This is a genomic window from Clostridium paraputrificum AGR2156 (assembly GCF_000424025.1).
In the GTDB taxonomy this organism is placed as follows: Bacteria; Bacillota; Clostridia; order Clostridiales; family Clostridiaceae; genus Clostridium; species Clostridium paraputrificum.
The window spans coordinates 412,410-439,082 of record NZ_KE384122.1 but is presented as its reverse complement, the minus strand read 5'-3'; the positions used below and the strand labels follow the sequence as shown (position 1 = coordinate 439,082).

General features: G+C 28.8%; 24 protein-coding genes. 11 read left to right on the top strand and 13 right to left on the bottom strand.

Annotated elements, in window-relative coordinates; genetic code table 11:
• Positions 1-88: 88 nt before the first annotated feature.
• Positions 89-964, bottom strand: a complete 876-nt coding sequence (locus tag G594_RS0116910) for a radical SAM/SPASM domain-containing protein (protein ID WP_027099628.1) — start codon at positions 962-964, stop codon at positions 89-91.
• 255 nt (positions 965-1,219) lie between these two features.
• On the opposite strand from G594_RS0116910, the gene G594_RS0116905 reads away from it, so the two are divergent.
• Positions 1,220-1,549: a DUF1622 domain-containing protein gene (locus tag G594_RS0116905; RefSeq protein ID WP_027099627.1), complete on the top strand. Its 330-nt coding sequence runs from the start codon at positions 1,220-1,222 to the stop codon at positions 1,547-1,549.
• 40 nt (positions 1,550-1,589) lie between these two features.
• Here G594_RS0116905 and G594_RS20225 read toward each other — a convergent pair whose 3' ends face one another.
• Positions 1,590-1,730: a hypothetical protein gene (locus tag G594_RS20225; protein ID WP_155849328.1), complete on the bottom strand. Its 141-nt coding sequence runs from the start codon at positions 1,728-1,730 to the stop codon at positions 1,590-1,592.
• Between the two features lie 141 nt (positions 1,731-1,871).
• Between G594_RS20225 and G594_RS0116895 the strand changes: the two genes are divergently transcribed.
• Positions 1,872-2,594, top strand: a complete 723-nt coding sequence (locus tag G594_RS0116895) for a GerMN domain-containing protein (RefSeq protein ID WP_027099626.1) — start codon at positions 1,872-1,874, stop codon at positions 2,592-2,594.
• A gap of 244 nt (positions 2,595-2,838) precedes the next feature.
• On the opposite strand, the gene G594_RS0116890 is transcribed toward G594_RS0116895, so the two are convergent.
• The 7 genes from G594_RS0116890 to hflX form a co-directional block, all read right to left on the bottom strand.
• Positions 2,839-3,711 carry an Abi family protein gene (locus G594_RS0116890; RefSeq protein ID WP_034867179.1) on the bottom strand — a complete coding sequence of 291 codons (873 nt, stop codon included), beginning with the start codon at positions 3,709-3,711 and terminating at the stop codon, positions 2,839-2,841.
• Positions 3,712-4,148: 437 nt separating this feature from the next.
• Positions 4,149-6,452 (bottom strand): ATP-binding protein, encoded by a 2,304-nt coding sequence (locus G594_RS19310; protein ID WP_207636994.1) that lies wholly within the window; start codon positions 6,450-6,452, stop codon positions 4,149-4,151.
• A 386-nt stretch (positions 6,453-6,838) separates the two neighbouring features.
• Positions 6,839-7,576, bottom strand: coding sequence for a YebC/PmpR family DNA-binding transcriptional regulator (locus tag G594_RS0116880; RefSeq protein WP_027099624.1), 738 nt, complete (start codon positions 7,574-7,576; stop codon positions 6,839-6,841).
• A 76-nt stretch (positions 7,577-7,652) separates the two neighbouring features.
• Positions 7,653-8,303, bottom strand: a complete 651-nt coding sequence (locus G594_RS0116875; protein ID WP_027099623.1) for a YigZ family protein — start codon at positions 8,301-8,303, stop codon at positions 7,653-7,655.
• Positions 8,291-9,706 (bottom strand): aminotransferase-like domain-containing protein, encoded by a 1,416-nt coding sequence (locus tag G594_RS0116870; RefSeq protein ID WP_034867027.1) that lies wholly within the window; start codon positions 9,704-9,706, stop codon positions 8,291-8,293. The genes G594_RS0116875 and G594_RS0116870 overlap by 13 nt, the downstream gene beginning before the upstream one ends.
• Before the next feature lie 16 nt (positions 9,707-9,722).
• Positions 9,723-10,625, bottom strand: coding sequence for a nucleotidyltransferase domain-containing protein (locus tag G594_RS0116865; protein ID WP_027099621.1), 903 nt, complete (start codon positions 10,623-10,625; stop codon positions 9,723-9,725).
• 182 nt (positions 10,626-10,807) lie between these two features.
• Positions 10,808-12,604, bottom strand: coding sequence for a GTPase HflX (gene hflX / locus G594_RS0116860; protein WP_027099620.1), 1,797 nt, complete (start codon positions 12,602-12,604; stop codon positions 10,808-10,810).
• Positions 12,605-13,032: 428 nt separating this feature from the next.
• Here hflX and hpt point away from each other — a divergent pair, with 428 nt between their 5' ends.
• Positions 13,033-13,557, top strand: a complete 525-nt coding sequence (gene hpt / locus G594_RS0116855) for a hypoxanthine phosphoribosyltransferase (RefSeq protein WP_027099619.1) — start codon at positions 13,033-13,035, stop codon at positions 13,555-13,557.
• 384 nt (positions 13,558-13,941) lie between these two features.
• On the opposite strand, the gene yunB is transcribed toward hpt, so the two are convergent.
• A complete protein-coding gene (gene yunB, locus G594_RS0116850; RefSeq protein WP_027099618.1) occupies positions 13,942-14,592 on the bottom strand; it encodes a sporulation protein YunB in 651 nt (216 codons plus the stop codon).
• A 96-nt stretch (positions 14,593-14,688) separates the two neighbouring features.
• On the opposite strand from yunB, the gene G594_RS19305 reads away from it, so the two are divergent.
• Positions 14,689-17,235, top strand: a complete 2,547-nt coding sequence (locus G594_RS19305; RefSeq protein ID WP_051196070.1) for a transglycosylase domain-containing protein — start codon at positions 14,689-14,691, stop codon at positions 17,233-17,235.
• 277 nt (positions 17,236-17,512) lie between these two features.
• The gene (locus G594_RS0116840) at positions 17,513-18,913 is read left to right on the top strand and encodes an alanine/glycine:cation symporter family protein (protein WP_027099617.1); all 1,401 of its coding nucleotides are present in this window, start codon (positions 17,513-17,515) and stop codon (positions 18,911-18,913) included.
• A gap of 117 nt (positions 18,914-19,030) precedes the next feature.
• On the opposite strand, the gene G594_RS0116835 is transcribed toward G594_RS0116840, so the two are convergent.
• Both G594_RS0116835 and G594_RS0116830 read right to left on the bottom strand, forming a co-directional pair.
• Positions 19,031-19,873: a YcdB/YcdC domain-containing protein gene (locus G594_RS0116835; RefSeq protein WP_027099616.1), complete on the bottom strand. Its 843-nt coding sequence runs from the start codon at positions 19,871-19,873 to the stop codon at positions 19,031-19,033.
• A 65-nt stretch (positions 19,874-19,938) separates the two neighbouring features.
• On the bottom strand, positions 19,939-20,952 hold the full coding sequence (locus tag G594_RS0116830; protein ID WP_027099615.1) for a GNAT family N-acetyltransferase: 1,014 nt from the start codon (positions 20,950-20,952) through the stop codon (positions 19,939-19,941).
• A 359-nt stretch (positions 20,953-21,311) separates the two neighbouring features.
• Between G594_RS0116830 and G594_RS0116820 the strand changes: the two genes are divergently transcribed.
• Genes G594_RS0116820 through G594_RS19300 form a run of 5 tightly spaced genes read left to right on the top strand, consistent with a single transcriptional unit; the run spans position 21,312 to position 25,699 of the window.
• On the top strand, positions 21,312-21,851 hold the full coding sequence (locus tag G594_RS0116820) for a helix-turn-helix domain-containing protein (RefSeq protein WP_027099614.1): 540 nt from the start codon (positions 21,312-21,314) through the stop codon (positions 21,849-21,851).
• Positions 21,852-21,879: 28 nt separating this feature from the next.
• Positions 21,880-22,920, top strand: coding sequence for a spermidine/putrescine ABC transporter ATP-binding protein (gene potA / locus G594_RS0116815; protein WP_027099613.1), 1,041 nt, complete (start codon positions 21,880-21,882; stop codon positions 22,918-22,920).
• Between the two features lies 1 nt (position 22,921).
• The gene (locus G594_RS0116810; RefSeq protein WP_027099612.1) at positions 22,922-23,764 is read left to right on the top strand and encodes an ABC transporter permease; all 843 of its coding nucleotides are present in this window, start codon (positions 22,922-22,924) and stop codon (positions 23,762-23,764) included.
• The gene (locus G594_RS0116805; RefSeq protein WP_027099611.1) at positions 23,758-24,555 is read left to right on the top strand and encodes an ABC transporter permease; all 798 of its coding nucleotides are present in this window, start codon (positions 23,758-23,760) and stop codon (positions 24,553-24,555) included. Before G594_RS0116810 ends, G594_RS0116805 begins: the two co-directional genes overlap by 7 nt.
• A complete protein-coding gene (locus tag G594_RS19300; protein ID WP_081663767.1) occupies positions 24,548-25,699 on the top strand; it encodes an ABC transporter substrate-binding protein in 1,152 nt (383 codons plus the stop codon). The genes G594_RS0116805 and G594_RS19300 overlap by 8 nt, the downstream gene beginning before the upstream one ends.
• 119 nt (positions 25,700-25,818) lie before the next feature.
• Here the strand turns inward: G594_RS19300 and ndk are convergent, their stop codons facing one another.
• Positions 25,819-26,247, bottom strand: a complete 429-nt coding sequence (gene ndk / locus G594_RS0116795) for a nucleoside-diphosphate kinase (protein ID WP_027099610.1) — start codon at positions 26,245-26,247, stop codon at positions 25,819-25,821.
• Positions 26,248-26,392: 145 nt separating this feature from the next.
• On the opposite strand from ndk, the gene G594_RS0116790 reads away from it, so the two are divergent.
• Positions 26,393-26,665, top strand: coding sequence for an acylphosphatase (locus tag G594_RS0116790; RefSeq protein WP_027099609.1), 273 nt, complete (start codon positions 26,393-26,395; stop codon positions 26,663-26,665).
• Positions 26,666-26,673: the final 8 nt, after the last annotated feature.

The following is a 26,673-nucleotide window of genomic DNA, read 5'->3' as shown; positions in this document are numbered from 1 at the left end:
TCTCATAATTTAAAAATACATATAAAATATTACTTAAAATATATAAAAAACTAGGATTGCTTTAAAGCTAATCCTAGTTTATATATATCTATTTAGAAAACACCTCACTATAACCACATCTTTTACATAACTCTTCTACCCTCTTTCTACAAGAGAAACCATCAAATATCTTTCTAGCTCTCTCTCCCTCAAGAATAGATTTTAAACTTTCATTATAAATATTACCTAAAGGTATATTCCCTTCCCCATCTAAGCAACATGGAACCACAGTTCCATCTACCAAAATTCCAAAATGATCTCTTAATCCGTGACAGAAGCCACTATCCCCTAATGGTTCAATCTCCATAGTTGGCCATTGAAATTTTTCTGCTCCATTTAAATATATTCTATCTTTTATCTTTACCCTTCTCTTTTCCTCTAAAACCTTCATTACATCATCTTCATATCCAAACTTCATATTGATAAGCTTGGTTATTTTCTCATTCAACTCATTTTCACCCTTGGTCTTCTCACCATCAAAATTCCATAATCTCATTGAACATATTATGTCTGTAGTTCTATTTACTTCATCTATAAAGCTTAAAACATCATTAAAATATTCTTCAAAAGTTATTTTACTATCATTAGCTTCAAAACTATGAAGTGAAATATTAACTTGTCTTAGAGACTTTGCATTGAGAAGTATTTCTTTATTCTTCTTTAAAAGGGTTCCATTTGTTGTTATGTTAACCTTTATACCCCTCTTATATGCCTCATCTAAAAACACTTCTAAACCAGGATTTAATAAAGGCTCACCCATAAGATGAAGATATATATAATCAGTGTATGGACTTACCTCATTAAGTATATGTACAAACTTTTCCTCATCTAAAAAGCTTTTTGCCCTTTTTGTTAAGGGGCAGAAACTACAACTTAAATTGCATACATTCGTTATTTCAATATAAACTCTTTTATACTTTTTCATTATTCTGTACCTACTTTTCAAAATTCTTAATTATACATTATTTTATAACACTAAGATATAAGAAATACAAACACAAAATTTCACTTGTATAATTTAAAATTCTGTGTTATTCTAATTGAGCAGTTGGTACAATAGTGCTAATTACTTGGGAGCTTAGTTTGTCTTTCGCCGGATGCTAAGCTCCCTTTTATTTTATGAATTTTTTATTCTCTCTTGTGAAAAACTACAGTGATAGTTATTTTAGGAGGGATTTTTTTGTTAGAGGAATTACTTAGTAATTATTTACCAATTTTGATACATCTTTTAGAATTAATGGGAGTAATAGTAGTTGTTATAGGTGCTGTTTCTGCCTTTTATAAATATATAATGAGTATATTTTGTAAAAAGAAGTATCCAATTAAGTATACCTTTGCTAATAACCTAGCTATGGGGCTTGAATTTAAGCTAGCTGGAGAAATATTAAAGACTGTATTAATTAAAAATATAGATGAGTTATGGATAATTGCTGCTGTAAGTTTACTTAGAGGATTTCTTGCCCTACTTATCTATTGGGAAATGAAGAATGAAAAAAACGAAACCACCTAATAAAAGGGCTGTAACAATAGTACAGCCTTTTTATATTTCTTTAATTACCTTTCATTTCATCTATACATCGTTTACAAATTGCATTATGCTTGTCTCCTTGGTTTTTATCAACATAATAATCCGATAAGCTCTTCATCTTATGACACATCTTACACCTTTTTATAACCTTAGATCTTGACATTCTTTAACACCTCCCACTTTAAATCTATTCCTAATTATGTATATTTAGAATATTAGTTAACTAACACTATATTATTTAAGTAAATATATATACAAGAGGTAATAAACGGTATAATATATACTAAAGAAAGGAGTGGTTTCATTGAAAAAAAGAATATTATCCATTATACTTATATCTTTTTCTATGCTTTTATTTATGGGCTGTTCTGAAAATAATGTTGATAAAAATAACGAACAGAATCATGTTGAGGCCTCTTCACCAGAAACAGATATAAAAAATGAAGATAAAAAAGAAGATTTATCAGATTCAGATACAGGTAAAACTGAGGAAAAACAAAATTCTAATGTTTCAACACCTCCACCAGAAAACACTGGCAATAAGGTAGAAAAGCCACAAACAACTACTAAGGTAGAGAAAGAAGAAACACCTACAAAACCTAAAACTGTTTCTAAAACTTTAAGATTATACTTTCACGACCCAATGTCTGATAAAAAAATATATTTAAGTAAAAATGTTAATATAACTGACAATGCTATAGTAACAGCCATAATAGAAGAATTAAAAGCTCCTCCTAATTCTTCTTATGTAGCAATAAACCCTAATGCAGGAGTTTCTAGTGCAAAGGTAAATAAGGAGACTAATCTTCTAACTGTAGATTTTAATAATTCCATTTTACCTAATAATATAGGTGGTGGAGTTGAAGGGGCATTTATTCAAGGATTGGTTAATACTTTAGGATATAATTTAGGAGTGTCTAATGTGCGTATAACTATAAATGGAAAAGGGTACTCTTCTGGTCATATGGATTTAGGAAGTAGTGATTATTTTAGCGTAAACTACAACGGTTGGAATCCACTTAATTAAAAAGGTTGGAGGATATTTATTTTGCTTGTTCCGTCGCACGCTCCAAGTCACAGAAAAATAAATATCTATTCCCTTAGTACTTAAGGTAAGGAAATTATAATAATACCTTTGATTTATATCTAATTAAAATTTTATAATTTCCTAGACGTCAAAAAAGATGTTGCAAAATAGTTTATTTGCAACATCTTTTTTATTATTTATCACTACTTATATAAGTAATTTTATATCAATTTTTAGTCTATAATTACATGTCTAAAATCCCTCTCCAATCATCTGGAAATCCAATCAAATTCAAATCTACTATATCTTTATTTTGCTCAATTAAAGCCTCTAATTGAATCTTAAACATAATCCACTCATCTTTATTAGGCATTAGTTCTTTAATGGATAGAATAGTAGCAAAAAGACTATTTCCATCTATATTATATTGACTATACTTTTTATGTAATTTAGTAAATACAACAAATTTTTTGTTGTATAAACGTCCATAATGTGCACATATATTTCTCACATAAGATAAATGAAGTAATCCAGCAACCAACAATTTATAATCTAATCCTAACAACTCTCTTGAAACTATTCTTTTATCTTCTCTTTTTAGATTGGAATACATTCTCGATAATGCCCCAAAAGAAATAAGCTCAATAACTGCCCATATAGGAAATTTTCCATTATACTTATCATTATGGTGAATTACAAATGGCTCTTTATAATTTCTTTTTATTTCTTTACTTATTTCATTCATTAACCCATTATGATATTTTTCATTCTCAAATATTTCACTTTTTGTATATGAATCTGCTCCATATTTATGAGCTAATGTATATGCTATATAAGTTCTTATAGATATTTCTATACTTTCAAGAGTTCCTATTATGAGGTTTTTCATCTTTTTATCAAAGTTGTATAAATCATAGATTGTATCAAATCTTATATTTCCAATATATTTATTTTCCACTTTAAATTGAATAGCATATGCTGTTAATCTATAATAATTGACTATACTTAATACTTTTTTAGCTGATTCTCTATTATCAATTATTACACCACGTTCTTCTAATATATTTAACTGTTCATCAAAGGTTTTTGTTTCCTTAAGTTTTATTTCACTCACCATTATATCCCTCAAAAATAAAAAGTCCCACCTGTTTCGCATTGTTAAGAGGCTTGGCGGGTTCTGTTACAAATTTTATCGTCCTGCATGTTTCGCATTGCTAAGAGGCTTTGCAAGTTCTATTAATATTATATTACATTTAAACTCAGTATTTGTAAACTTATATTATAGTCCATAACCACTACTTAGCTTAAATTATCTCTTGTTTTTATATATTTGCTATTAATATAGTAAACTTTATTAACGCCATATACTCTATATTACTTACATTATCCATTGTTTAACCTTTTAATTTAATAACTCTTATTTGAAATCCATCTTAATTTTAAAAACATATTATTCCAAACCTACAAGCAATCCATACAAAAAAGACTATATTAGATTTACATTTATAAAAATCTATCTACAGTCCTACTTTTTATTTTGCTAATTTGCATTAGCTAATACATCTTATCTACAGCAACTAATTTTTTAACACCCTCATTTCCTGCAACATCCTCACTGTTAAATTTGGCCACTATTTTATATAAATTTAATAGTTCCACTATATCCATATCCAATATTGGTTCATACATAAATGAATTCAAATGAATATTTTCTGGTGTCATAATATTTACCTTTTCTAAAACCTTAATAATATCTTTATCTCCAAATTGCTTATAGCCATTAAATAATTCTCGTGTTTGATTAGGACTTTTTAGTGCATATTCTAAAAACTTTGATGTATTATCACATTTTCTTATTCTTTTTCCATGTCCTTTTTTTTCAACCCATTTTATTTCATCTGTATATTCTTTGATCTTTTTTAACATATATTCTTCAGAAACGTGTCTAATAGCGATTGCCAAAACTATCTTATTTTCTAAATCTATGTCAGTTTCCTGTATATTATTTGCTACTTCTCTAATACACTCACTCGCTAATTGTAAAGAATTAACTTCTTGCTTAAATTGTTCTATCCCCAAATATTCTTTATATATTTTTTCTAAAATTTTTAGAGAAATATTCTTATTTTTATCTGATACATGTAGTAAACTAGTTAATATTTTTTTATCACTATTTATACCTTCCAATTGTGCTGTATTTTCATCTCTCCCATAATCTATCAAATTTCTCACAAATGGAATAAGTGCAATAATATTTTTTTCAGATAAATCTTTCTTCCACTTTTTAAAAGGTTCGTCTTTATCATAATTTATATACAAATTTATTTTATCTTCTTTTTTCTCTGCTAATAATTTATGTTCTTTTTTAACACCTAATCTATTTGAAACTGTTCTGTAGAAATCAAAATTATGTGATAAAATAATCATATAAAAATTTTCTATATCAGCCATATCATATAGATACTCTACTATAGCATATTTATTTTTATAATCAAACGAATCTGCTATATCATCTATAATAAATAGCGTTTCTTTATTTTCTTTTTTTCTTTTTTCTATATCGAAAATAATATTTAATAAATATAACGTTCTTTTTTCTCCTTGACTTAATATATCAATTGACTCTAATTCAGTTCTGTTTAAAAATTTATCATCAGTATCATCTTTTTTAAAGCGGAACTCTATTCTTGGTACACTTTCTCCAATAATTGAACCTATTAAATTTGAAATAACCATTTCATACGGAACTGTAAATCTTTCTTTAAAAATATTAAGGGCTTCTTGCCAAGGTGTTTTATCAAACTTTTCATTCTTAACTTCTTCAATAAGTTCTTCACATTGATTTTTTAATTGCGTAAATATTTCACCTTCATCTTTTATATATGAAAGCCATAAATTTTGTTTCAATTTTGATAGTTTATCCGATTTTAAATATGGCAAAATATGTGGATTATTTTGAATAATAAGTTTTAGTGTCGTTCCTTTAACATCACTTAACATCTTCTGAATATCTTTTAACTGTGGAGATTCTTTCAATTTATTCTCGATAATAGTTATCTTATTTTTTAATTCACTAGAATTATTAATCTCTATATCACCATCTAATGTTATCTTATTTCTTTTAACAAAAAAATTCTCATTTGACAATGTTTTTTCTGTATTTTTTAACTGTGGTAATGTATATTTTCCTTTATCTAAAAAGCTAAACTCAGAACATATTTCTTCACTTTTACTTATAAATTCTTCAATTTTATTCTGAAATTCATCAGAAACTATTTTTTCCAATACTTTTTCATCAAAGATATTAATATATTTAATTTCACTAAATTCATCTTCCACTTCTTTAACATTAAACTTGTTTATATTTAACAAAATACTCTCTTCTGAAAAGCCGAAATCTTTAATAATTGTAGGTTCCAATTCATATATTTTTTTACCTAGTGAAGTTTTTACAATTTTTACTCCTGACCTTTTTTCTATTTGTTTCAAAAATTTATCTTTTGTTTCAAGCATATTTTTTATCTTACTATTTAAGCTTTCATTTACTAATAGAGATGAAATACTACTTGATTCATAAGAACTTTCATATGATTTAATAACAAAAACATCGTCAGGATTTATATTATTTCTACCATCATCACATTCTAATTTAATTTCACCTTGAAGATTAAAAATTTCATCTCTTATATCATCTATTTTATTGTCCTGTATTTTTTTCATCGTTTTAGCAAACGATGTTTTCATAAGCCCATTCCTTGCATAAATGGTATATACATTATTATCTTCTGTAAAATCAAATGTATAATTTAACTTGTTAATTCCGTAACAATTAGTCATCTCAATATTTATACTTCTCATACATCCCCCATAAAATTACTTTTATTGTATTTTATATTATATATTGTAAATCATTTGTACATTATGTCAATATCTATTAATATTCTTGAATAAATCACTTTTTGAACCATTTATTTTGTATAGACCTAGTAATATAGACTGTATACATCTACCTCATCCTCTATATTAGCTTTATTACCACATAGCCTTACCCTACTTTCTACCACTTCAATAGTTAATTTCTTATTTTATACAGAAGTCCTATTAAAACATTATTTATTAACAAAAAAGCTCCATTGCTATGTAATTGTAATAATACCTTTTATTTATAGCTAATTAAAATTTTATAATTTCCTAGACGTCAAAAAAGATGTTGCAAAATAGTTTATTTGCAACATCTTTTTTTATTATTCCTCCCAACCTTCTGGGAACTCTGCATTATGGTAAACATCAGTTACATCGTCATCATCATCTAATAGATCTAACATCTTTTGGAACTTCTTAGCATCATCTTCATTAATTGCTGTATATGTATCTGGAACCATTTTTACAGCAGCTTCTAAGAATTCAATTTCTTCAGCTTCTAATGCTTCTCTAACTGTACCAAAATCTTCAGGTGTAGTAGTAACAACGAAAACTTCCTCTTCTGCTGCAAAATCTTCTGCACCAGCATCTAAAGCTAACATCATCATTTCATCTTCATCTCTATCTTCTTTTTCTATTACAATTTCACCTTTTTCTTGGAACATGAATCCTACACAACCTGTAGTTCCCATATTTCCTCCACCTTTAGTGAATGCACTTCTAACATTACCTGCTGATCTATTTTTATTATCAGTAAGAGTTTCAACAATTACAGCAACTCCACTAGGGCCATAACCTTCATATACAATTTTTTCGTAGTTTACTGAATCAAGTTCTCCTTCTGCCTTCTTAATAGCTCTGTTTATATTGTCATTAGGCATATTAGCAGCCTTTGCCTTTGCAATAACATCTCTTAGCTTTGCATTTGTATCAGGGTTAGCGCCACCGTTCTTTATAGCTAATGCTAATTCTTTACCTATTTTAGTAAATATCTTTCCTCTTTTAGCGTCTGCTTTACCTTTTTTGTTTTGAATGTTATGCCATTTTGAGTGTCCTGACATGCTTATTCCTCCTATCTTTATTTTTTATAAAACCTATAAAATTATATCATATACTTTTAGGAAATAAAAGAAGTGGTTATTCTATTCCTTTGTATAGCCTATTTCCTTCCTTAAAATATATACCTTCCTCACTTTTGTCAATTACTACTTTTCCATTTGTAGAATTAACAAATTCATTTTCTATAGTCTCTACAATACTTTTTTCAGTTAATATATGTACAGTAACTGAATCTGTATATTCTGTGTCTTCTATATGCCAATTATTTTGACCACATATATATTGTATCTTACCAAAAAGATCATAATCAATATTAGCAGATAGCTTTAAGCCTTCTACTTTTTCTACAACACCTGCAGCTTTTACAGCAATAGATGCCCCCTTAGTATAAGCTCTAGTTAACCCTCCTGCTCCTAAAAGAATTCCTCCAAAATATCTAGTTACAACTACTGCACAATCAGTAATTCCGCTCTTTTTCATTACCTCTAAAATAGGAATTCCTGCTGTTCCTTGAGGTTCACCATCATCTGAATATCTTTGAATCCCCATATTTTGACCTATTACATATGCCCAACAATTATGTCTAGCTTGCTTATGCTTATTCTTTATTTCAGCAACAAAGGCTTTAGCATCCTCTTCATTCTCAACTCTCTTTGCATACCCAATAAACTCTGATTTCTTTTCTTCAAAGGAATCTTCACCAAAATTTCTTATTGTTATATATGCCATGTTTCTAATTCCTCTCTTATTAATTTAAGTCCTTTTTTAATTTTCTCCTCATTTGTCTGAGAAAATCCTATTCTAAAGGTTCTATCTCCATCACTCATATTTCTAAAGAACAATACTCCAGGTGTTATATAAACATTTTTCTTACTCAATCTTAAAAACAACTCTCTAGATGTAACTCTTTCATCTGCTATTTTAAGATAAAATGTAAGTCCTCCCCCTGGTTTGTTACAAGTAACCATATCACCTAGTTCTTCATCTATAAGTTTAGACATTAATTCATATCTTTTCTTATATTCAACATTTAAATATGAGATATTATCCTTCCATGCCCCATCTTTTATATATAACTCTAAAGCTCTTTGCATTAAACTTGATGTTGCAATATCTGTATTAAACTTAGAGTTTTGCATACTTTCCCTAAATATATTGGGAGTAACTATATACCCAATTCTTATACCTGGTAAAAATATTTTAGAAAAACTCTTTATATAAATAACCCTATCACTTCTATCAAGCCACTTAAATGGAATATATTCCACTGACTCTTCATAAATAAGCTCTGATAAATAATCATCCTCAATTATATAAAAATCATATTTTTCTGCTAGTTCAATAAGCTTTTTCTTCTTTTCCAAACTATAGCTTATACCTGTTGGATTTTGAAAATAACTCATAGTATAAAAACATCTTATTCTATTCTTTTTTAGTATTTCCTCAAAACCATCTAGATTTACTCCGTCCTTTTCCATCTCAACTTCAAATATATTAGCTCTTCTCCACTTAAATACAGAAAGAGCCCCCCCATAAGTTGGTTTTTCTACTATAACATTGTCATTAATATTTAATATAGCCTTAGATGCAATATCAATTCCTTGTTGTGCACCTGAAACTATTAATATACTCTCATTATCTATGCTATTATCCCAAAATACTTCATTAATAGTATATCTTAAATTTTCATATCCTAAAGCATTTTGTGAAATTAAAGCTTCTGCTCCATCTCTATCAAGAACCTTATTAATAATACTTTTAAACTCTTCTATAGGAAATACAACTTCATTATTTGTTTCCCCTGCAAAATCTATAGCATCCTTAGTATTTCCTGATGATAGTTTTCTAAATACTCTTGAATATTCCTTAGAAAAACTACGACGTACTTCTTTTACTTTTGCATAGGTTCCACTTCCAACCTTTTGATATGCAAAGCCATCATTTTGAAGTTTATTGTATGCATTAATAATAGTTACCTTATTAACCCCTAAATAATTTGTATATTCTCTTATTGTAGGAAGTTTTTCTCCATCTTCTATGTTCTTAGTTTCTATAAGCCTTTTTATATGATTAGAAATTTGAACATACTTAGGTATTTCTTCCTGAAAAATCACATTATAAATATCCCTCATAATATACCATCCAATTTTAAATTACTTTATGTGCATATACATTTTCATCAAGTATTAAATTACCTTCTTCATCATATAAAGCTCTACTTTTCTTAGAAATAACCTCTCTCTTTGCAAGCTCTTTTAATATATTTTCCATTTTTATATCAAATTCTTTAAACGCATTATATGAGCTAATTTCATAAGAATTCATATATTCGTATTCTTCACAAAGATAGTCTATTAAAGCGCTAGATGCCCTAACAATATTATCATCTAAAAACTTTTCTATATAATTTATAGTATCTTTAATAATTTTTTCATTTATAGGCTCCATAAACAACTTGTCTACTACTTCTTTAAAATTATTACTTAAGTTTGTAGCCATAACTAAAGAATCCTTTGTTACTGTGTATCCGTTTAAATTAATTAGTAACTTTGAAAAACTATCTAAAGTTCTAATTAAAACTTCATAGGAAGTTTTAAGCCCTCCATTTTGTAAATACTTTTTACTTATGCCTATATCCTTAAGAAGCTTTCCTAAATAAACTAAATTCCACACTTCTGTATGGGATGGCATAGTATATCTAGAATTATTGTAAGCTGAACTTATTTCATTATCTCTTGAAAATACTAATTTGGAATTACACAACAACTTTTTAGCAAAGCCCTTTTTTCCATCATTCTTATAAAGTTCTAGGAAAGAGTTTTTATTTAATATCTTTGTGTGAACTGGAACTTCCCTTACCTCTGAATAAACATCTCTTATTTTTTCAAAACCATCTTCATATATAAGAAACAAATCTATATCAGATTCTTCCCACACATCTCCAGATACAATACTACCAAATGTAAATAGTGCTACAACCTTCTTATTTTTCTTAATTTGATTTACAACAGTTTGAAATGCCTTCTGTAATTCTAATACAGTTTTAGCCATATTTTCTCTCCTTTCCTTAAAATTATTTATTTACATTATATATTAAAATTCCCCCTTAAAAAAGTACCGAAACAATTTTATATTTTTAATAGGAAAATATAATAACCCCTTTAATTTATAACTAATTAAAATTTTATAATTGAAAAAGGAGAAATTCTTATAGAATTTCCCCTTTATTACTATTATTCAATTACCTTAGTTACATATTCTTCTGTTTTATTATAAACTTCCTCATCTACTTCCACCATCATATAAGTACCTTCATCCTTATAATCCTCTTCAAAAACTCTTCCATTTCTATGAAGGAATGATACTACATCACCTTTATGATATGGAATCATAAATTCAGCTTTAATTAGGCTATAAGGAAGCTTTTCTTCAATAAGATATAATAATTCTTCTAAATTTGTTCCTTCTTTTGCAGAAACCTCAATTATATCCTTGTATAGTGATTTTTCTCTCAGTTCATCAAGCTGCTCTTCTGAGGCCATATCAACCTTATTTAATACTAAAATAGTTTCCTTTCCTATAGCTCCTAACTCTGAAAGCACTTCTTCAACAGCCTTAATTTGTTCTAAGGCATAAGAAGATGAAGCATCTACAACATGACATAAAAGATCTGAAAACACTACCTCCTCTAAAGTAGACTTAAATGCTTCTACTAAATCATGAGGCAACTTTCTTACAAATCCAACTGTATCAGTTAGGGTTATAAGCCCTTTATTTTTTAAGGTTATCGCTCTTGTTGTTATATCAAGAGTTGCAAAAAGCATATTAGCTTCAAATACTTTTTCCTTACCCTTACCTTCTTGAACTGCTGCTATATCACATAAAGCATTTCTTAAAGTAGACTTTCCAGCATTTGTATATCCAACTAAAGATACCTTTGGAATACTTTCTTTATTTCTCTTTTCTCTTTGGACTTCTCTCGTTTTCTTTATTTTCTTTAATTCATTATTTAAATCATATATGGTTTCATTTATATGTCTTCTATCTGTTTCAAGCTTCTTTTCTCCAGGACCTCTTGTACCTATACCACCACCTGTTCTTGATAACACTGTTCCAAGCCCTTGTAGCCTACTCTTTCTATATTTTAGTTGGGCAAGCTCTACTTGAATTTTAGCTTCTTTACTCTTTGCTCTTCTTGCAAATATCTCCAAAATAAGAGTTGTTCTATCTATTACCTTTGCACCAATTGCATTTTCTAAGTTTCTAACTTGAGAACCTGATAATTCATCATCAAAAATAACTACATTAGCTCTTTCAGTTTGTCTTAATGATGCTATCTCAAGTACCTTTCCTCTTCCTATATAAAAAGCTGGATCTATCTTGCTTCTTCCTTGGAAAACACTTTCTAATACTGGAATATCACAAGCTTCTGCAAGTTCTCTTAATTCTTCTAAACTTTCTCTTGTATCAGAACCAACAATTATAGCTTTTTCTGTATCATCTTCTATTACTTCATTTTCTTTTATTAATGATTCTACATATCTTACCTTATCTAAAATGTGTATTGAAACAAGCTCTTCAAAGGAAAGATTTTTCTTTTCTTCATAAGCTAATACATCATTAAATACTGTTAAAGTACCTAAAGAAAAATCTATAATATTCCCTTCAAATATCCCAACTGCTACAATACAATCAAGCTTTAACTTTAATAAAGCTGATAAATCTAATGCAGAAAGATTACTATATCCATTTGGATGTGTGTGAATTACTCTTGTCCCAGAAAGCTTACTTTCTCTAATATCTAATAAAGGTAACTCAACAGATGTTGAATCTCCTATTGCAACAGATGTAACTGTTCCTCTTCTATCAATAGCAACACTCACTTCTCTTTCAACTGCAGTAGAAACCCTAACCATAGTATCTATTATCTCTCTACTACATACTTCATCCTTCAAACTCTTCATTTTATATATTTTATCTAATTCATCTAAAAAGGTCTTTTTAATTCCTTCCGTATTTCCATTTATCATACATTAATCACCTCATGCCTAAACGTTATATAATTTATATTGTAGAAATTCCAACAAAATCAGAATTTCTTTATTATCTTACTTATCTTTATCCTGTTTATCTTAATTAACTTTATTATCTCATTTATCTTCTTACCTCGTACCTAAACTATGCATAGCACTGCTTTTTACCTAGTACCTTCTCTTACCTTCCTAACTCTATCTTGGCAACTTTCATCTAATTTTATACTATTGGTAAACATATGTAAACATCATAAAATGTTACTCATTATCTTATTTTATGTAAAATAGTTGAAAGAATTTAAAAATGTATGTAATATAAATTAAGATAAGACTTTTTTAAGTATTAATTTGCACTTTAATTAGAGAGAATATAATTATAGTTAATTAAGTGGTACATAGTATTATTTTATGAGCGGAGGACAACCATGGAAAACAAAAAACGTAACATCCTTTTATCAAAGGAAACTATTGATAGTAGAATTCAAGAGCTTGGTAAAGAAATCACAAAAGATTATGAAGGAAAGAGCATATATGTACTTTCTCTATTAAGAGGAAGCTTTATTTTCACTGCTGATTTAGTTAGAGCTTTAGATACAAAAGTTAAAGTAGGTTTTATGACAACATCTAGCTATGGTCATAGTGAAAATAGTTCAGGAGAAGTTAAAATAGTTAGCGACATTCCTGATAACATTGAAGGATATGATGTTTTAATAGTTGATGATATTGTAGATACAGGATACACTATGGAATTTATCATAGAACATGTAAAAAAACTTGGTGCTGCATCAGTTAAGAGCTGTGTACTTTTAGATAAACCTTCAAGAAGAAAGGTTGATTTAAAACCAGATTACAGCTGTTTTGAAATTGATGATGTATTTGTAGTAGGCTTTGGTTTAGATTACGAAAGTTATTATAGAAATGTTCCTTACGTATTTAACTGGGAAGAATAATTATATAGCGTAAATAATTATGGAATAGCATTTATACAAGTTATAAATGCTATTCCATTTTTTAATTTATATAAGAAGATCTCATTTTATTATTGGAATACTTTTTGTAAGCCTCTTTTAAAATTTCTTTTCACTTATTACCCATATTTATATATTCTTATACTTATATATTGTTATATTTATAAGTTTTTAACTTTTTAAAATGGCTAAGTCCACTGTGAAGCTGTAGATTTTTTTACCTAAGTTTCCTATAAAGCAAAAAAGGAGAATGGATATTTATCTTTCTCCTTTAGTCACAAGCTTCAAGTCACAGAAAAATAAATATCCATTCCCTTCATACTAGAGGTAAATTTATTTATTCATTAGATATTTTATTTTTTATCTTTACTTATTGCCACCGCCTAAATCTATAGCAGTATTTGGTGTCTTTCCAACAATAATTGTTTCAGCCACAGGTATCTGACAAGTAACAACTTGCTCCTTACTATGTAGAGGTATTTTCATCCTTACTCTAGCTTCAACATTTAAATAAATTTTATGTCTTGTCTGATTAATCCCTGCGCTTTCAAATTTAGATTCATAAGATACCTTCATATTTCCAATTGGATCAATCTTTACATTTATGTCAGGACCAAATTCATAGAAGGCACTATTGTCTGTCATCCATCCAAGAGGTACCTCAACCCCTACCTCCCCCATTTTCTGAAGTTCTTCATTGCATCTTATCGAAAGCCTTGAAGTTAAATAATTTAGTTTAACAGTATTAGCTCTAATCATATTGATATTACCTTCATTATCTTTATCTATTATGATCATCTCATCATAATTAAATTCTTCATCAAACAGTTCCATACTTGTTTTACTTATACACTCTACTGTATCAGCTTTAATTGAACTTTCTGCCACCTGTAACACTGCAGGATAAATCCTCTTATCATATAAAATTATTGAAAGAATAAAAACTAATAATATGGAAATAATAACCAGTATGATAGGCTTAAATTCCGTTTTTTTAGGTTTAGTATAATAGTTCATATATCACCTTATTGTTGAGTTATTGATTTACTCATATTATAATTATGCTATAATAGCATTTATTATTATTAAATCAATTTAATTTAGGAGGAACTGATGGCAAATAAAAATAATTCAAATAAAAATAAAAAGACCTCACAGGGACCATCTAAATCAGGTAGTACTTCTAAGAAAAAGACAGCTGCTACTTCAAAAGTAAGTCAAGCTTCTCAAAAAAGTACTACTGTAAAACCTTCTAAGAATAGTAAAGGTAAAGTTGTTAACAAAAAGAAAAAAATAATAAAAAGAGTATTTTTAGCTTTATTATTCTTATTCTTAGCCCTATTTGTTATAGGTTTAGGATATGTCTTCGCTATTATCAGTAGTGCCCCACCACTAGATGTTGATGCTGTAAAAAATTTAAGCCAAGCTTCAGTATTATACGATCGAGATGGGGAGTTTATGGATAATGTCCATTCTGATATAGATAGACAAATCGTAGATGGAGATAAAATACCTAAAAATTTAAAAAATGCCTTTGTAGCAATTGAAGATGAAAGATTTTATAAGCATCCTGGTATAGATGTTAGAAGAATATTAGGTTCTGCTGTAACTGATGTAGTCAAAATCTTTAAAGGAAAAAGAGGTCTGCATGGTGGTTCAACTATAACTCAACAATTGCTTAAGAACACAATATTAAGCAATGAAGACTTTATAGTTGAAAGAAAAATAAAAGAAATATACCTTGCATTACAATTAGAGAAACACCTAGATAAGGATGAGATATTAGTTCAATATTTAAATACAATTCCCTTAGGTGGTGTAACTTATGGAGTTGAAGCTGCTTCAAACTTATACTTTGGTAAATCTGTAGATAAGCTTAACTTAATACAATGTGCTTATATTGCAGGTGTAACTCAAGCACCTCACACTTATAGTGCATATAATCCAAATAATAAAGATAATCCTTCAATCTACTTAAATAGAACTAAAACTGTTTTAGGCAAAATGAAGGAATTAGGGTATATTAACGAGGAAGAATATAATCAAGCAATTTCTGATATTGATAATGGTGGATTAGTTTTCACTCCAAAATCAATTTCATATAGACTTGATTATGAATGGTATATAAACCCTACTATAACTGAAGTAAAAAGAGATTTAAAAGAAAAATATAAGTATTCTGATGAAGAAGTAAATAAACTTTTAGCTAATGGTGGATTAAAAATCTATACAAACATGGACAGAGATCTTCAAGACTATGCTCAAAAAGTATTAGATGAAACTACTGCTGCTACTGTTAGAAAACAAGAAACTTATGTAGCTGGTACTAAAACTCCAGAATTCCAAGGTGCAGCTACTGTAGTAGATTATAAGACTGGTGAAGTTCTTGCTCTTATTGGAGGAAGAGGTGAACAAGGAGCTAACTCCTTGAATAGAGCATATAGCGATTTAAAATCTATTGGGTCATCAACTAAACCATTAACAGTTTATGGACCTGCAATAGAAGAAAAGCTATTTACAGCTGCTTCTACACTTGACGATTCACCTTTTACTGATTCAAAATTATCTTACTTGAAAAATTTTGACAATTCACATTACGGAAATATAACTTTAAGAGAATCTATTAAAGAATCAAAAAATATAACAACTGTTAAAACTCAACTAGCTATAGGTAACTCTTTATCTAAGCGTTATGGTGAAAAGTTTGGAATAGTATATAGTAAGAGTTCACAGGAATACCCTGCTTATGCTTTAGGGGAATTCCATAATGCATCTGATGATAGAGATGGAGCAACACCATATATTTTAGCCTCAGCTTTTGGTGTTTTTGGTAATGGTGGTGTTTATACTGAACCAAAGTTATACTCAAAAGTAACAGATGCTTCTGGAAATGTATTATTAGAAAAAGAAACTGAAACAAAGAGAATATTCTCTGAACAAACAGCTTATATAATGTATGACTTATTAAAAGGCTCTCTAAACTACTCAGCTTCAAACGCCAAATTTGGTGCTATGCCAGTAGCTGGTAAAACAGGTACTACAACAGGACCTAAAGACTTCTGGTTCTCTGGATTAACACCTCATTTATCCGCTTCTGTATGGCTAGGTTATGATAATCGTTCAATAATGGGTGGATACTCAAGTTCTGCTTCTAAGGTATGGGGTAAGATTATGGCTAAGGCTAGTGAAGGAATGAACACTAAGGATATTACAATGCCAGATAACATTGTAAAGGTTGCTGTATGTAAAGATTCAGGTCACCTTCCTACAGATTTATGTAGACAGGATCCAAGAGGAAATAGAGTGTATGAAGAATACTTCATAAAGGGAACTGAACCAACAGGATATTGTGAAAACCATGTTAAGGTTAAGGTTAATAGTGCTAATAACAAATTAGTAACACCAAACACACCTTCTCACCTTGTTGTGGAAAAAATATTTGTTAAGAAAGCTTCACCAAATCCTGCTACAGATGATTACAAATATGTATTACCTACTGAGTATGATGATACTATAGGTGCTCCTGTATTACCTCCAACTGATACTGATAATGAGGATGAGGATCCAGAGGGAGACGATAAACTTCCTGAAGACAATCCTGGTTCCGAGGGTACAGGGGATAATACAAATAATCAAACTGAAAAACCAGATAAAACATGAATATAAAATACAAAAATAAGGATAACTTTAAAGTTATCTTTATTTTTTTGAATAATTTTAATATCAATCCTTCATTTTTAGAATAAATTTAATTTATTTCCTTCGTTTTTCTCTTTTAAATCTTATTTTTTTCATATTTTACGTTGATTTTAACTTTTTTTTATTCTTCTTATGCAACTTTTATTTTTTTTCTTGCAAAAACTAACTTTTTCATATATTATAAAATAGTATTTTGTCATAATAAGCAATAAAATATTACTAGAACGGGGGACAATAAATGGATTTATTAAACAATTTAATTCAACATTTTAATAATTTCCTATGGACTTATATCTTAATAGCTATGCTTTTAGTATTAGGCGTATACTTCACATGGAAAACAAAATTTGTACAATTTAGATATTTAAAAGAAATGTTTAGGCTTCTTGGAGATGGAGCTACTCAAGAAAAGGTAAAAGGTAGCATTTCTTCATTTCAAGCTTTTTGTATAAGTACCGCTTCAAGAGTAGGTACTGGGAATCTTGCAGGTATAGCATTAGCTCTTACTGTAGGAGGACCTGGTGCAATATTCTGGATGTGGATAATAGCATTAATCGGTGCAGCCTCAAGCTTTGTTGAGTCAACTTTAGCTCAAATATATAAAACAAAGCAACCAGATGGTTCTTATGTAGGCGGGCCTGCATATTACATGGAAAAAGCCCTTGGTAAAAGATGGCTTGGCATTATATTCTCCATATTAATAACAATTACTTTTGGATTAATATTCAACTCAGTTCAATCTAATACTATTACTCTAGCAATGAATGAAGCATTTGGTACTAATAATGCTTTAATTGGAATCCTTCTAACTGTTATAACACTTATTATAATATTTGGTGGTGTTCACAGAGTATCTAAGGTTTCAGAAGTTATAGTTCCTGTAATGGCATTAGCCTATATTTTTGTAGCTTTAATTGTAGTGGTTATGAATATAACTCAAATTCCATCTTTAATAACTCTTATAGTAAAAAGTGCTTTTGGTGCGGAACAAGTAGTTGGTGGAACAATGGGGGCTGCTTTATTAACTGGTATTAAGAGAGGTTTATTCTCTAATGAAGCTGGTATGGGAAGTGCTCCAAACGCTGCAGCTACTGCAACTGTAACTCACCCTGTTAAACAAGGTCTGATTCAAACATTAGGTGTTTTCACTGATACAATTATAATTTGTACATGTACAGCCTTTATAATTCTTTTATCAGGTGTAGACTTAAATAGTAATTTAGAAGGTATACAACTTACTCAAAATGCTTTAAGCTCACAAGTAGGTGCTTGGGGAAGTTATTTCATAGCTTTTTGTATACTACTATTTGCTTTCAGTTCTATTGTAGGAAACTATTATTATGGTGAAGCTAACATTGAATTCTTAACAGATAAAAAAATATATTTAACTCTTTATAGATTATTTGTCGGTGCTATGGTGTTCTTTGGATCAATAGCTAACTTAAATATAGTTTGGAACTTAGCAGATGTATTTATGGGATTAATGGCAGTTTTAAACCTTATAGTTATTGCATTATTAGGAAAGTTTGCCTTTAGAGCCCTTGAAGATTACAGAGCTCAAAAGAAGGCAGGTATTAAAGAACCAGTATTCAAAGCTAGTTCAATTCCAGAACTAAAAAATGCAGATGAATGGAACTAGGAAGTTATATTTATTTTGATTGTTACTTAGCAAAGCTCAAATTTACATCAAAATAAATCCCTACTCCACTAGTACTTAAAACAAAAAAGAACTCAACTTAAAAAGTTGAGTTCTTTTTTATTTTAATGACTTTGTTTCAGTAACAGTATCTTTAATTCTATTAATAATTTCTCCACTTTCAGTGGAAACAAAGTATTTCGTTTTCATTTCTTTTCCATCAATCCCTAAACCTTTTATAGAAATAACATAGCAAAGTTCCGTTTTCTTTCTATCTTTATCTTCATAAAAAGCTTTGAATGTCTCTCCTACAATCTCACTCTTTTCTACAAGGCTTAAAGCTTCATTCAATGCTGTCTCTTCAGCTTTATCCTGAGTCACCTTAATTTTAACTCTACCTGGCTCCTTTAAAGTTGAAATATTTGAATATCCGTCTAATGTCCCTTTTTCCTTATCTATATTTACTATTATTTGATCCTTATAAAAAGGGTATCCATCCTCTAACTTAGTAAATATTAATGAATAGTACGGCACTTCTTGCCCTTCACTTTTTATAAACTCTTTAAATTCCACATCACCTTTGTATATTTTGTCCAAATAATCTTCTGCCTTTTTAACAGCTTGTTCTTCACTTATTTTCGTCTCACCAAGAATACATACTTTATTCTTGAAACCAATGACCTTAAACTCATTATCAACATCTATACCAAAGTCCCTAGTATTCACAATATAATATTCACTTTCATTATTCATATCATATTTCTTTAAACTTTCATAAGATATATTTTTAAAATTTTCAGTTTCAGCCACTATATCCTCTGAGTATAATAAGCCAACAAACCTTTTAGCTGCTCTTATTTCTTTTGATCCTCCACCAATATAGGAGTAAACAATACACAAAATGCTAATCAAAAGACAAATAATAGTTATAAAAAATATTATACTCCTCTTCTTATAATTCATAAGATACCTCCACTTTACGAACAAACACTATTCCTATATATTTATATTACAATAATATGTGAATTTTATAAAGTACTATTGTACCCTAATTTTTTAGCTATGTTATTTGAAAGTCTTCTTCCATAAACCTTTGTAATCATTCCCAATAACATTTCTATTTCACCAAGCAAATTGTAGCTTATCATTACTTTACCATTATCAACAAAGTTTTTACTAACACTTTCATAACCTTTTCTATCTCTAAAAAACTTTCTCTCTTCAGGGCACTCATTTAATTTAAACTTATCTGCTTTTATACATACATAATCGCAACAATGGAATTTTGTATACAATTTTTCTAAAGTACTATTATCTAAATTATTGCCACTTGGAATGAATAATATATCAATTTTCTCTTTCACTTCTTTATTACCACTTATAAATGAAGCTTCTATTTCATATAATTTAAAAAGTTCTTTCTTTTCTATTTTATTAGATAACATAAAAATCTCTTTTGCTAGTGTAAAATCTAAAACATTCATTTCATCATGAATTATAAATCCTACATTTTTAATTGACACTTCTTTTTTTTCTAAGAATTCATCTCTACTAATTCTTACACTTACATTTCCCTTTTGATTATATATAATACTAAACTTCATTTTCTCTGCAAGCCTTACCCCTGCCTCTGTAGAGATGCTGTCCATTATTATCTCGCCACCAAATTCAATAAAAAAATACTCTAATAGCAGCTTTACAGCCTCTTCCCCAAAGCCCTGATTTCTATATTTAGATAATATCTTAATATTAAACCTTGCAACTTTAGTAGCTGAATCATATCCATGAAAACTCACCTCTCCTATGGGAGAGCCATCATTTAAATATACTAAACAATAAAAGTTTTTACCATCAGATGGATAAACCATTTTTTTGTAAAAACCTTCCCACTTACTTCTAGGAAATGAAAAAACCCCACCAATATCCTTCATAGTCTCTTCATCTGACCAAAGGCTAGCGACAAACTCTAACTCTTCTAATATTGGCTGTTTTATATAAATCCTCTTTCCCTCTCTCATATACAAACCATCAGAATATAACATAATTCATCACCTATAATATTTCCAACTATTTTTATAATAAATATCTCATATTTATACACCATTATCAATACAAATAATTTTTATTTCAAATTCTTATTCTAAATAAACGCAAAAAAGCTTTTTATTTATTTTTCTTAGCTATACTAAACTTTTCCTTATGTTTTACTAAACTATTTTTTTCATTTTTCTCTCCACTCCAATCATACTCTATATTAGGAGCAAATATTTTTTCCAATATTTTTTATAAAAATATTGATTTTTTCCTATATTCTTTATATAATATTTTTGTTTGTTTAGTAATTTTAAACTATTAGTTTAGTAAAAGTTATTTTTATAAATTAAAGATGGTAGGTGTAAATGTGCAAATAGGAGACAAAATTCGAAGATTAAGAGTTGAAAAACAATTAACGCAAGAAGAGCTTGCAAATAGGTGTGAATTATCAAAAGGATTTATTTCTCAACTAGAAAATGATCTAACTTCACCATCTATTGCAACTTTAATGGATATACTAGAGATATTAGGTACAAACTTAAAAGAGTTCTTCAGTGAAACTTCTGAGGAGAGAATTACTTTCACTAATGAAGATATGTTTGAAACTGAAAACGAAGAGTTAAAATATCAACTTATGTGGTTAGTTCCAAACGCTCAAAAAAATGAAATGGAACCTATAATGATTACTATTGAACCGGGTGGAAGATATATAGAAGAAGAACCTCACGAAGGTGAAGAATTTGGATATGTACTTGCAGGAATCATATTTTTACATCTTGGAGAAAGAACTTATAAAGTAAAAAAAGGTGAAAGTTTCTACTACCAAGCACGTGAAAATCATTATATCTCAAATGCTGGGAAAACCCCTGCAAAAGTTATTTGGATTAGTACTCCACCATCATTTTAATTTAGTTTTTTAGAAAGAGGTGTTTATATTGAGTGAAAATATAATTGAATTAAAAAACATTAGTAAACAATACGAAGATAATACAGTCTTAGATAATTTATCTTTAAACATTAGAAAAAATGAGTTTGTTACCTTACTTGGACCTTCAGGTTGTGGTAAGACTACCACTCTTAAGATAATAGCTGGTTTTGAAACTGCAGATTCTGGAAGTATAATGTTTAAAAATAAGGATATCTCAGATATTCCTCCTTATAAGAGGCAATTAAACACCGTATTCCAAAAATATGCACTATTTCCTCATATGAATGTTTATGAAAACATTGCATTTGGGTTAAAGATAAAAAAACTTTCAAAAGATGAAATAGATAAAAAAGTAAAAGAAATGCTTAGAATGGTTTCTTTATCAGGATTTGAAAAAAGAAGTATAGAATCCCTAAGTGGTGGACAACAACAAAGAGTTGCCATAGCAAGAGCTTTAGTTAATGAACCAGAAGTACTTCTATTAGATGAACCTCTTGGTGCACTAGACTTAAAACTTAGAAAAGAAATGCAATTAGAGCTAAAGAAAATCCAACAAGAGCTTGGTATAACTTTTATATTTGTAACACATGACCAAGAAGAAGCATTAACAATGTCAGATACTATTGTAGTTATGAATAAGGGCGTTATACAACAAAAAGGTACACCTGAAGATATATATAATGAACCTGCTAATGCTTTTGTAGCAGATTTCATTGGAGAAAGTAACATCCTTGATGGTGTTATGGTGGAGGACTTTAAAGTTATTTTTGCAGATAGAGAATTTGAATGTGTGGATAAAGGTTTTGAACCAAATGAAGATATTGATGTTGTAATAAGACCTGAAGACTTTAAAATAGTAAAGTCCGAAAAAGGAATGTTAAAAGGTACAGTAAAATCTGTAATCTTTAAAGGTGTTCATTACGAAATGGTTGTAGAAGAAAATAATAGAACTTGGATTTTACATAATACTAAATTTGCTGAAGTTGATAGTGAAATAGGATTAGATATCTATCCTGAAGACATTCACATCATGAAAAAGGTGAGATAAAATGAAGAAAATTAACAGCAGTAAATCTGCTGCTTATCCATATATAGTATGGAGTTCATTATTTATATTAATACCTTTATTAATAGTTCTATTTTTTAGTTTTACAATAGAAACTCCTGATGGATACAGTTTCTCTGTTGAAAATTATACAAGATTAATGAATTCTCAATACGCACATATTTTTTATAAATCAATACAGTTAGCTGGACTAACTACAGTTGCCTGTTTAATTCTAGGATACCCTGTTGCATATATTATTTCTAAAATTTCTCCATCTAGAAGAAATTTAGTTATTATGCTTTTTATAGTTCCTATGTGGATGAACTTCCTACTTAGAACTTATGCTTGGTTACCAATCCTAGGTAAGAATGGTTTTGTAAATAACTTTTTAGCTAACTTCGGTATTGGACCAATACAGTTTTTATATAATGATGGTGCAGTATTACTTGGTATGATATATAACTTCTTACCTTTTATGGTATTACCAATATTCACTATACTATCAAAAATGGATCAAAGTTTAATTGATGCTGCAAGTGATCTTGGAGCAACTAGAAAACAAATATTTACTAAAGTAGTATTTCCTCTAAGCCTTCCTGGAGTTATTTCAGGAATAACTATGGTATTTATGCCTGCTGTATCTACCTTTGTTATCTCTAGTCTTCTAGGTGGTGGACAATACATGCTTCTTGGTAACTTAATAGAACAGCAATTTACTACTATGGGTAACCGTAACTTTGGTTCAGCAATCTCTATAATAATGATGATTGTTATCCTTATATCTATGGCAGTAATGAATAAATTTGACTCAGAAGACAAAGAAGGGAGTGCAGGACTTTGGTAAATAAGTTTGAACAGTTTTTAAAAAGATTTTATCTTGTTATAATATTTGCTTTTTTATATGCACCTATAATAACACTTATGATTTACTCTTTTAATGATTCAAAAACTATGGCTAAATGGAATGGCTTTACCTTCAAATGGTATGGAGAATTACTTCATAATGAAAATATAATGAGTGCTCTTTACTATACTGTAGTTATTGCACTTTTAGCTTCAACCATTGCTACAATAATAGGAACTATTACAGCTATAGGTATACACAATATGAAAAAAGGATTCGGTAAAAACTTCCTGTTAAATATTAATTATCTACCTGTATTAAATCCTGATATAGTTACAGGTATAGCTTTAATGTCACTATTTATATTTGTAAAATTAGATTTTGGATTTACAACAATGCTTTTAGCACATATTACTTTTAATATACCTTATGTAATACTTTCAGTACTTCCAAAACTAAAACAACTTCCTGCAAATACAACAGAGGCTGCTCTAGATTTAGGTGCTACTCCTTTTTATGCTTTAAGAAAAATCATAATTCCTCAAATAAAACCTGGAATAATGGCTGGATTCTTAATGGCATTTACAATGTCTATAGATGATTTTGTAATTTCATTCTTTACTACAGGTCCTGGAGTTTCAAATCTATCTATAGAAATTTACTCTATGGCAAGAAGAGGTATTAAACCAGAAATTAATGCTTTATCTACATTAATGTTTATTACTGTTTTAGCTTTATTGCTTATAGTTAACAAAAAATCTTCTAGAGGTGATAGTATTGAAAATGCATAAAAAATTAATTGCCCTAATATCAGCTACCATTCTTATATCTAGCTCCTTAATAGGTTGTGTAGGCAATAAAAGTAACTCTAATAAAGTAATTAATGTATTTAACTGCGGTGACTATATAGATGAAGAATTAATTACAAAATTTGAAGAAGAAACTGGATACAAGGTTGAATATTCTACATATGATACTAACGAAATCATGTACTCTAAAATTAAATCAGGAAGCAATAAGTATGATTTAGTTTTTCCTTCTGATTATATGATTGAAAAAATGATTAACGAAGGTATGGCAGAAAAAATCAACTTTGATAATATACCAAATTATAAATATATAGATGAAAAATTTAAGAACTTATCATATGACCCTAACAATGAATATTCAGTTCCTTATATGTGGGGAACTATAGGAATCATATATAATCCTGAAATTGTAAAAGAAGAAGTTAAGAGCTGGGATATATTATGGGATAAAAAATATGATAAAGAAATAATAATGTTTAACTCTGTTAGAGATACTATGGCTATTGCATTAAGCAAACTTGGTTATTCAATGAATTCAACTAATCCAGAAGAAATAAAGCAAGCTGCAGATATACTTATTGAACAAAAACCAATAGTTAAGGCATGGTTTGTTGACCAAGTTAAAGATGCTATGATTAATGATGAAGCAGCACTTGCAACTGTATGGTCAGGTGATGCTAATTACATAATAAGCGAAAATCCAAAACTAGAATATGTTGTACCAGAAGAAGGTTCTAATAAGTGGTTTGATGCTATGGTAATTCCAAAAGACGCTCCTAATAAAGAAGGTGCTGAAGCATTTATAAACTTCTTAACTGACCCAGAAAACTCATTACAAAATGTTGATTATATTCAATACTATACTCCTAACTGGAAAACATACGAAATGTTAGATGATGAAGTTAAAGAATCTTATCCTACTGATGAAACTCTTGATAACTGTGAAGTATTTAAAGATTTAGATAGAGATTCTTTAAAGATATATGATGATGAATGGATAAGAATAGGTAGTACATCTACTAATAATAGCACTTCTCCTTCCCTATTAGGCTTTTTAGGTATGGGATTAGTTCTAGGAATATTTATATTACTTATACTTTATCTATTAAAAAAGTTCAAGAAATAAAAGTGGTGGGGATATTTATTTTACTTGTTCATCAAAACAAATATCCTCTCACTCCTACTAAAGGAAACTATAAAAAATAAGCTGTGTAATGTTACAATATTACACAGCTTATTTTTATATTAACCCACTAATATACTTTCTACAACCTCTGGAAACCATATTGCCAATTCCCTATTTGCACTTTCTACAGAGTCAGACGCATGTACACAATTTTCTGATTTACTTGTAGCAAATGCCTTTCTAATAGTTCCATCTTCTGCTTCATTAGGATTTGTTGCTCCATTGATTTTTCTAACGCTTTCTATAGCATTATCTCCTTCAACAATAAGAGCACACAAAGGACTTCTAGTTATAAACTTTATTAACCCTTCATAAAAAGGCTTTCCTTTATGTTCAGCATAATGCTTTTCTGCTAATTCTTCATTTGCTCTTTCCATTTTTAAAGCAACAATCTTTAGCCCTGCCTTTTCATAATAACTAATTATTTCACCAATTATGTCTTTCTCCACTGCATCTGGCTTAATTAAAACCAAACTCTTTTCCAACATTTTAAATTACCTCCTCATTTTCACAATACCCAAAGAAATTATATCTTGTTTTCTGAAAATTTGCAATATTTTTTGTATTTCGTTAATTTTATGTTATATGATATAATCTTTCTAAATGAATAATTAAGATTTGGAGGATAATTTGATGATTAGATGCTTAATTATAGTTGAAGGAAGGGTACAAGGGGTAGGCTTTAGATACTTTGCTCAAAGTAATGCTATAAAATATGCCCTAACTGGATTTGCAAGAAATTTAAATAATGGAATGGTTGAAATACAAGTTCAAGGCTTGGAAGAAAATATAGCTAAATTTCTATCTATGATAAAAGAAGGAAATAGATTTATTCGTGTTGATGATTACTCCCTTAAGAAAATAAGTTTGATAGAAGATGAGAATAAATTTAAAGTAAGTTATTAAATATCCAT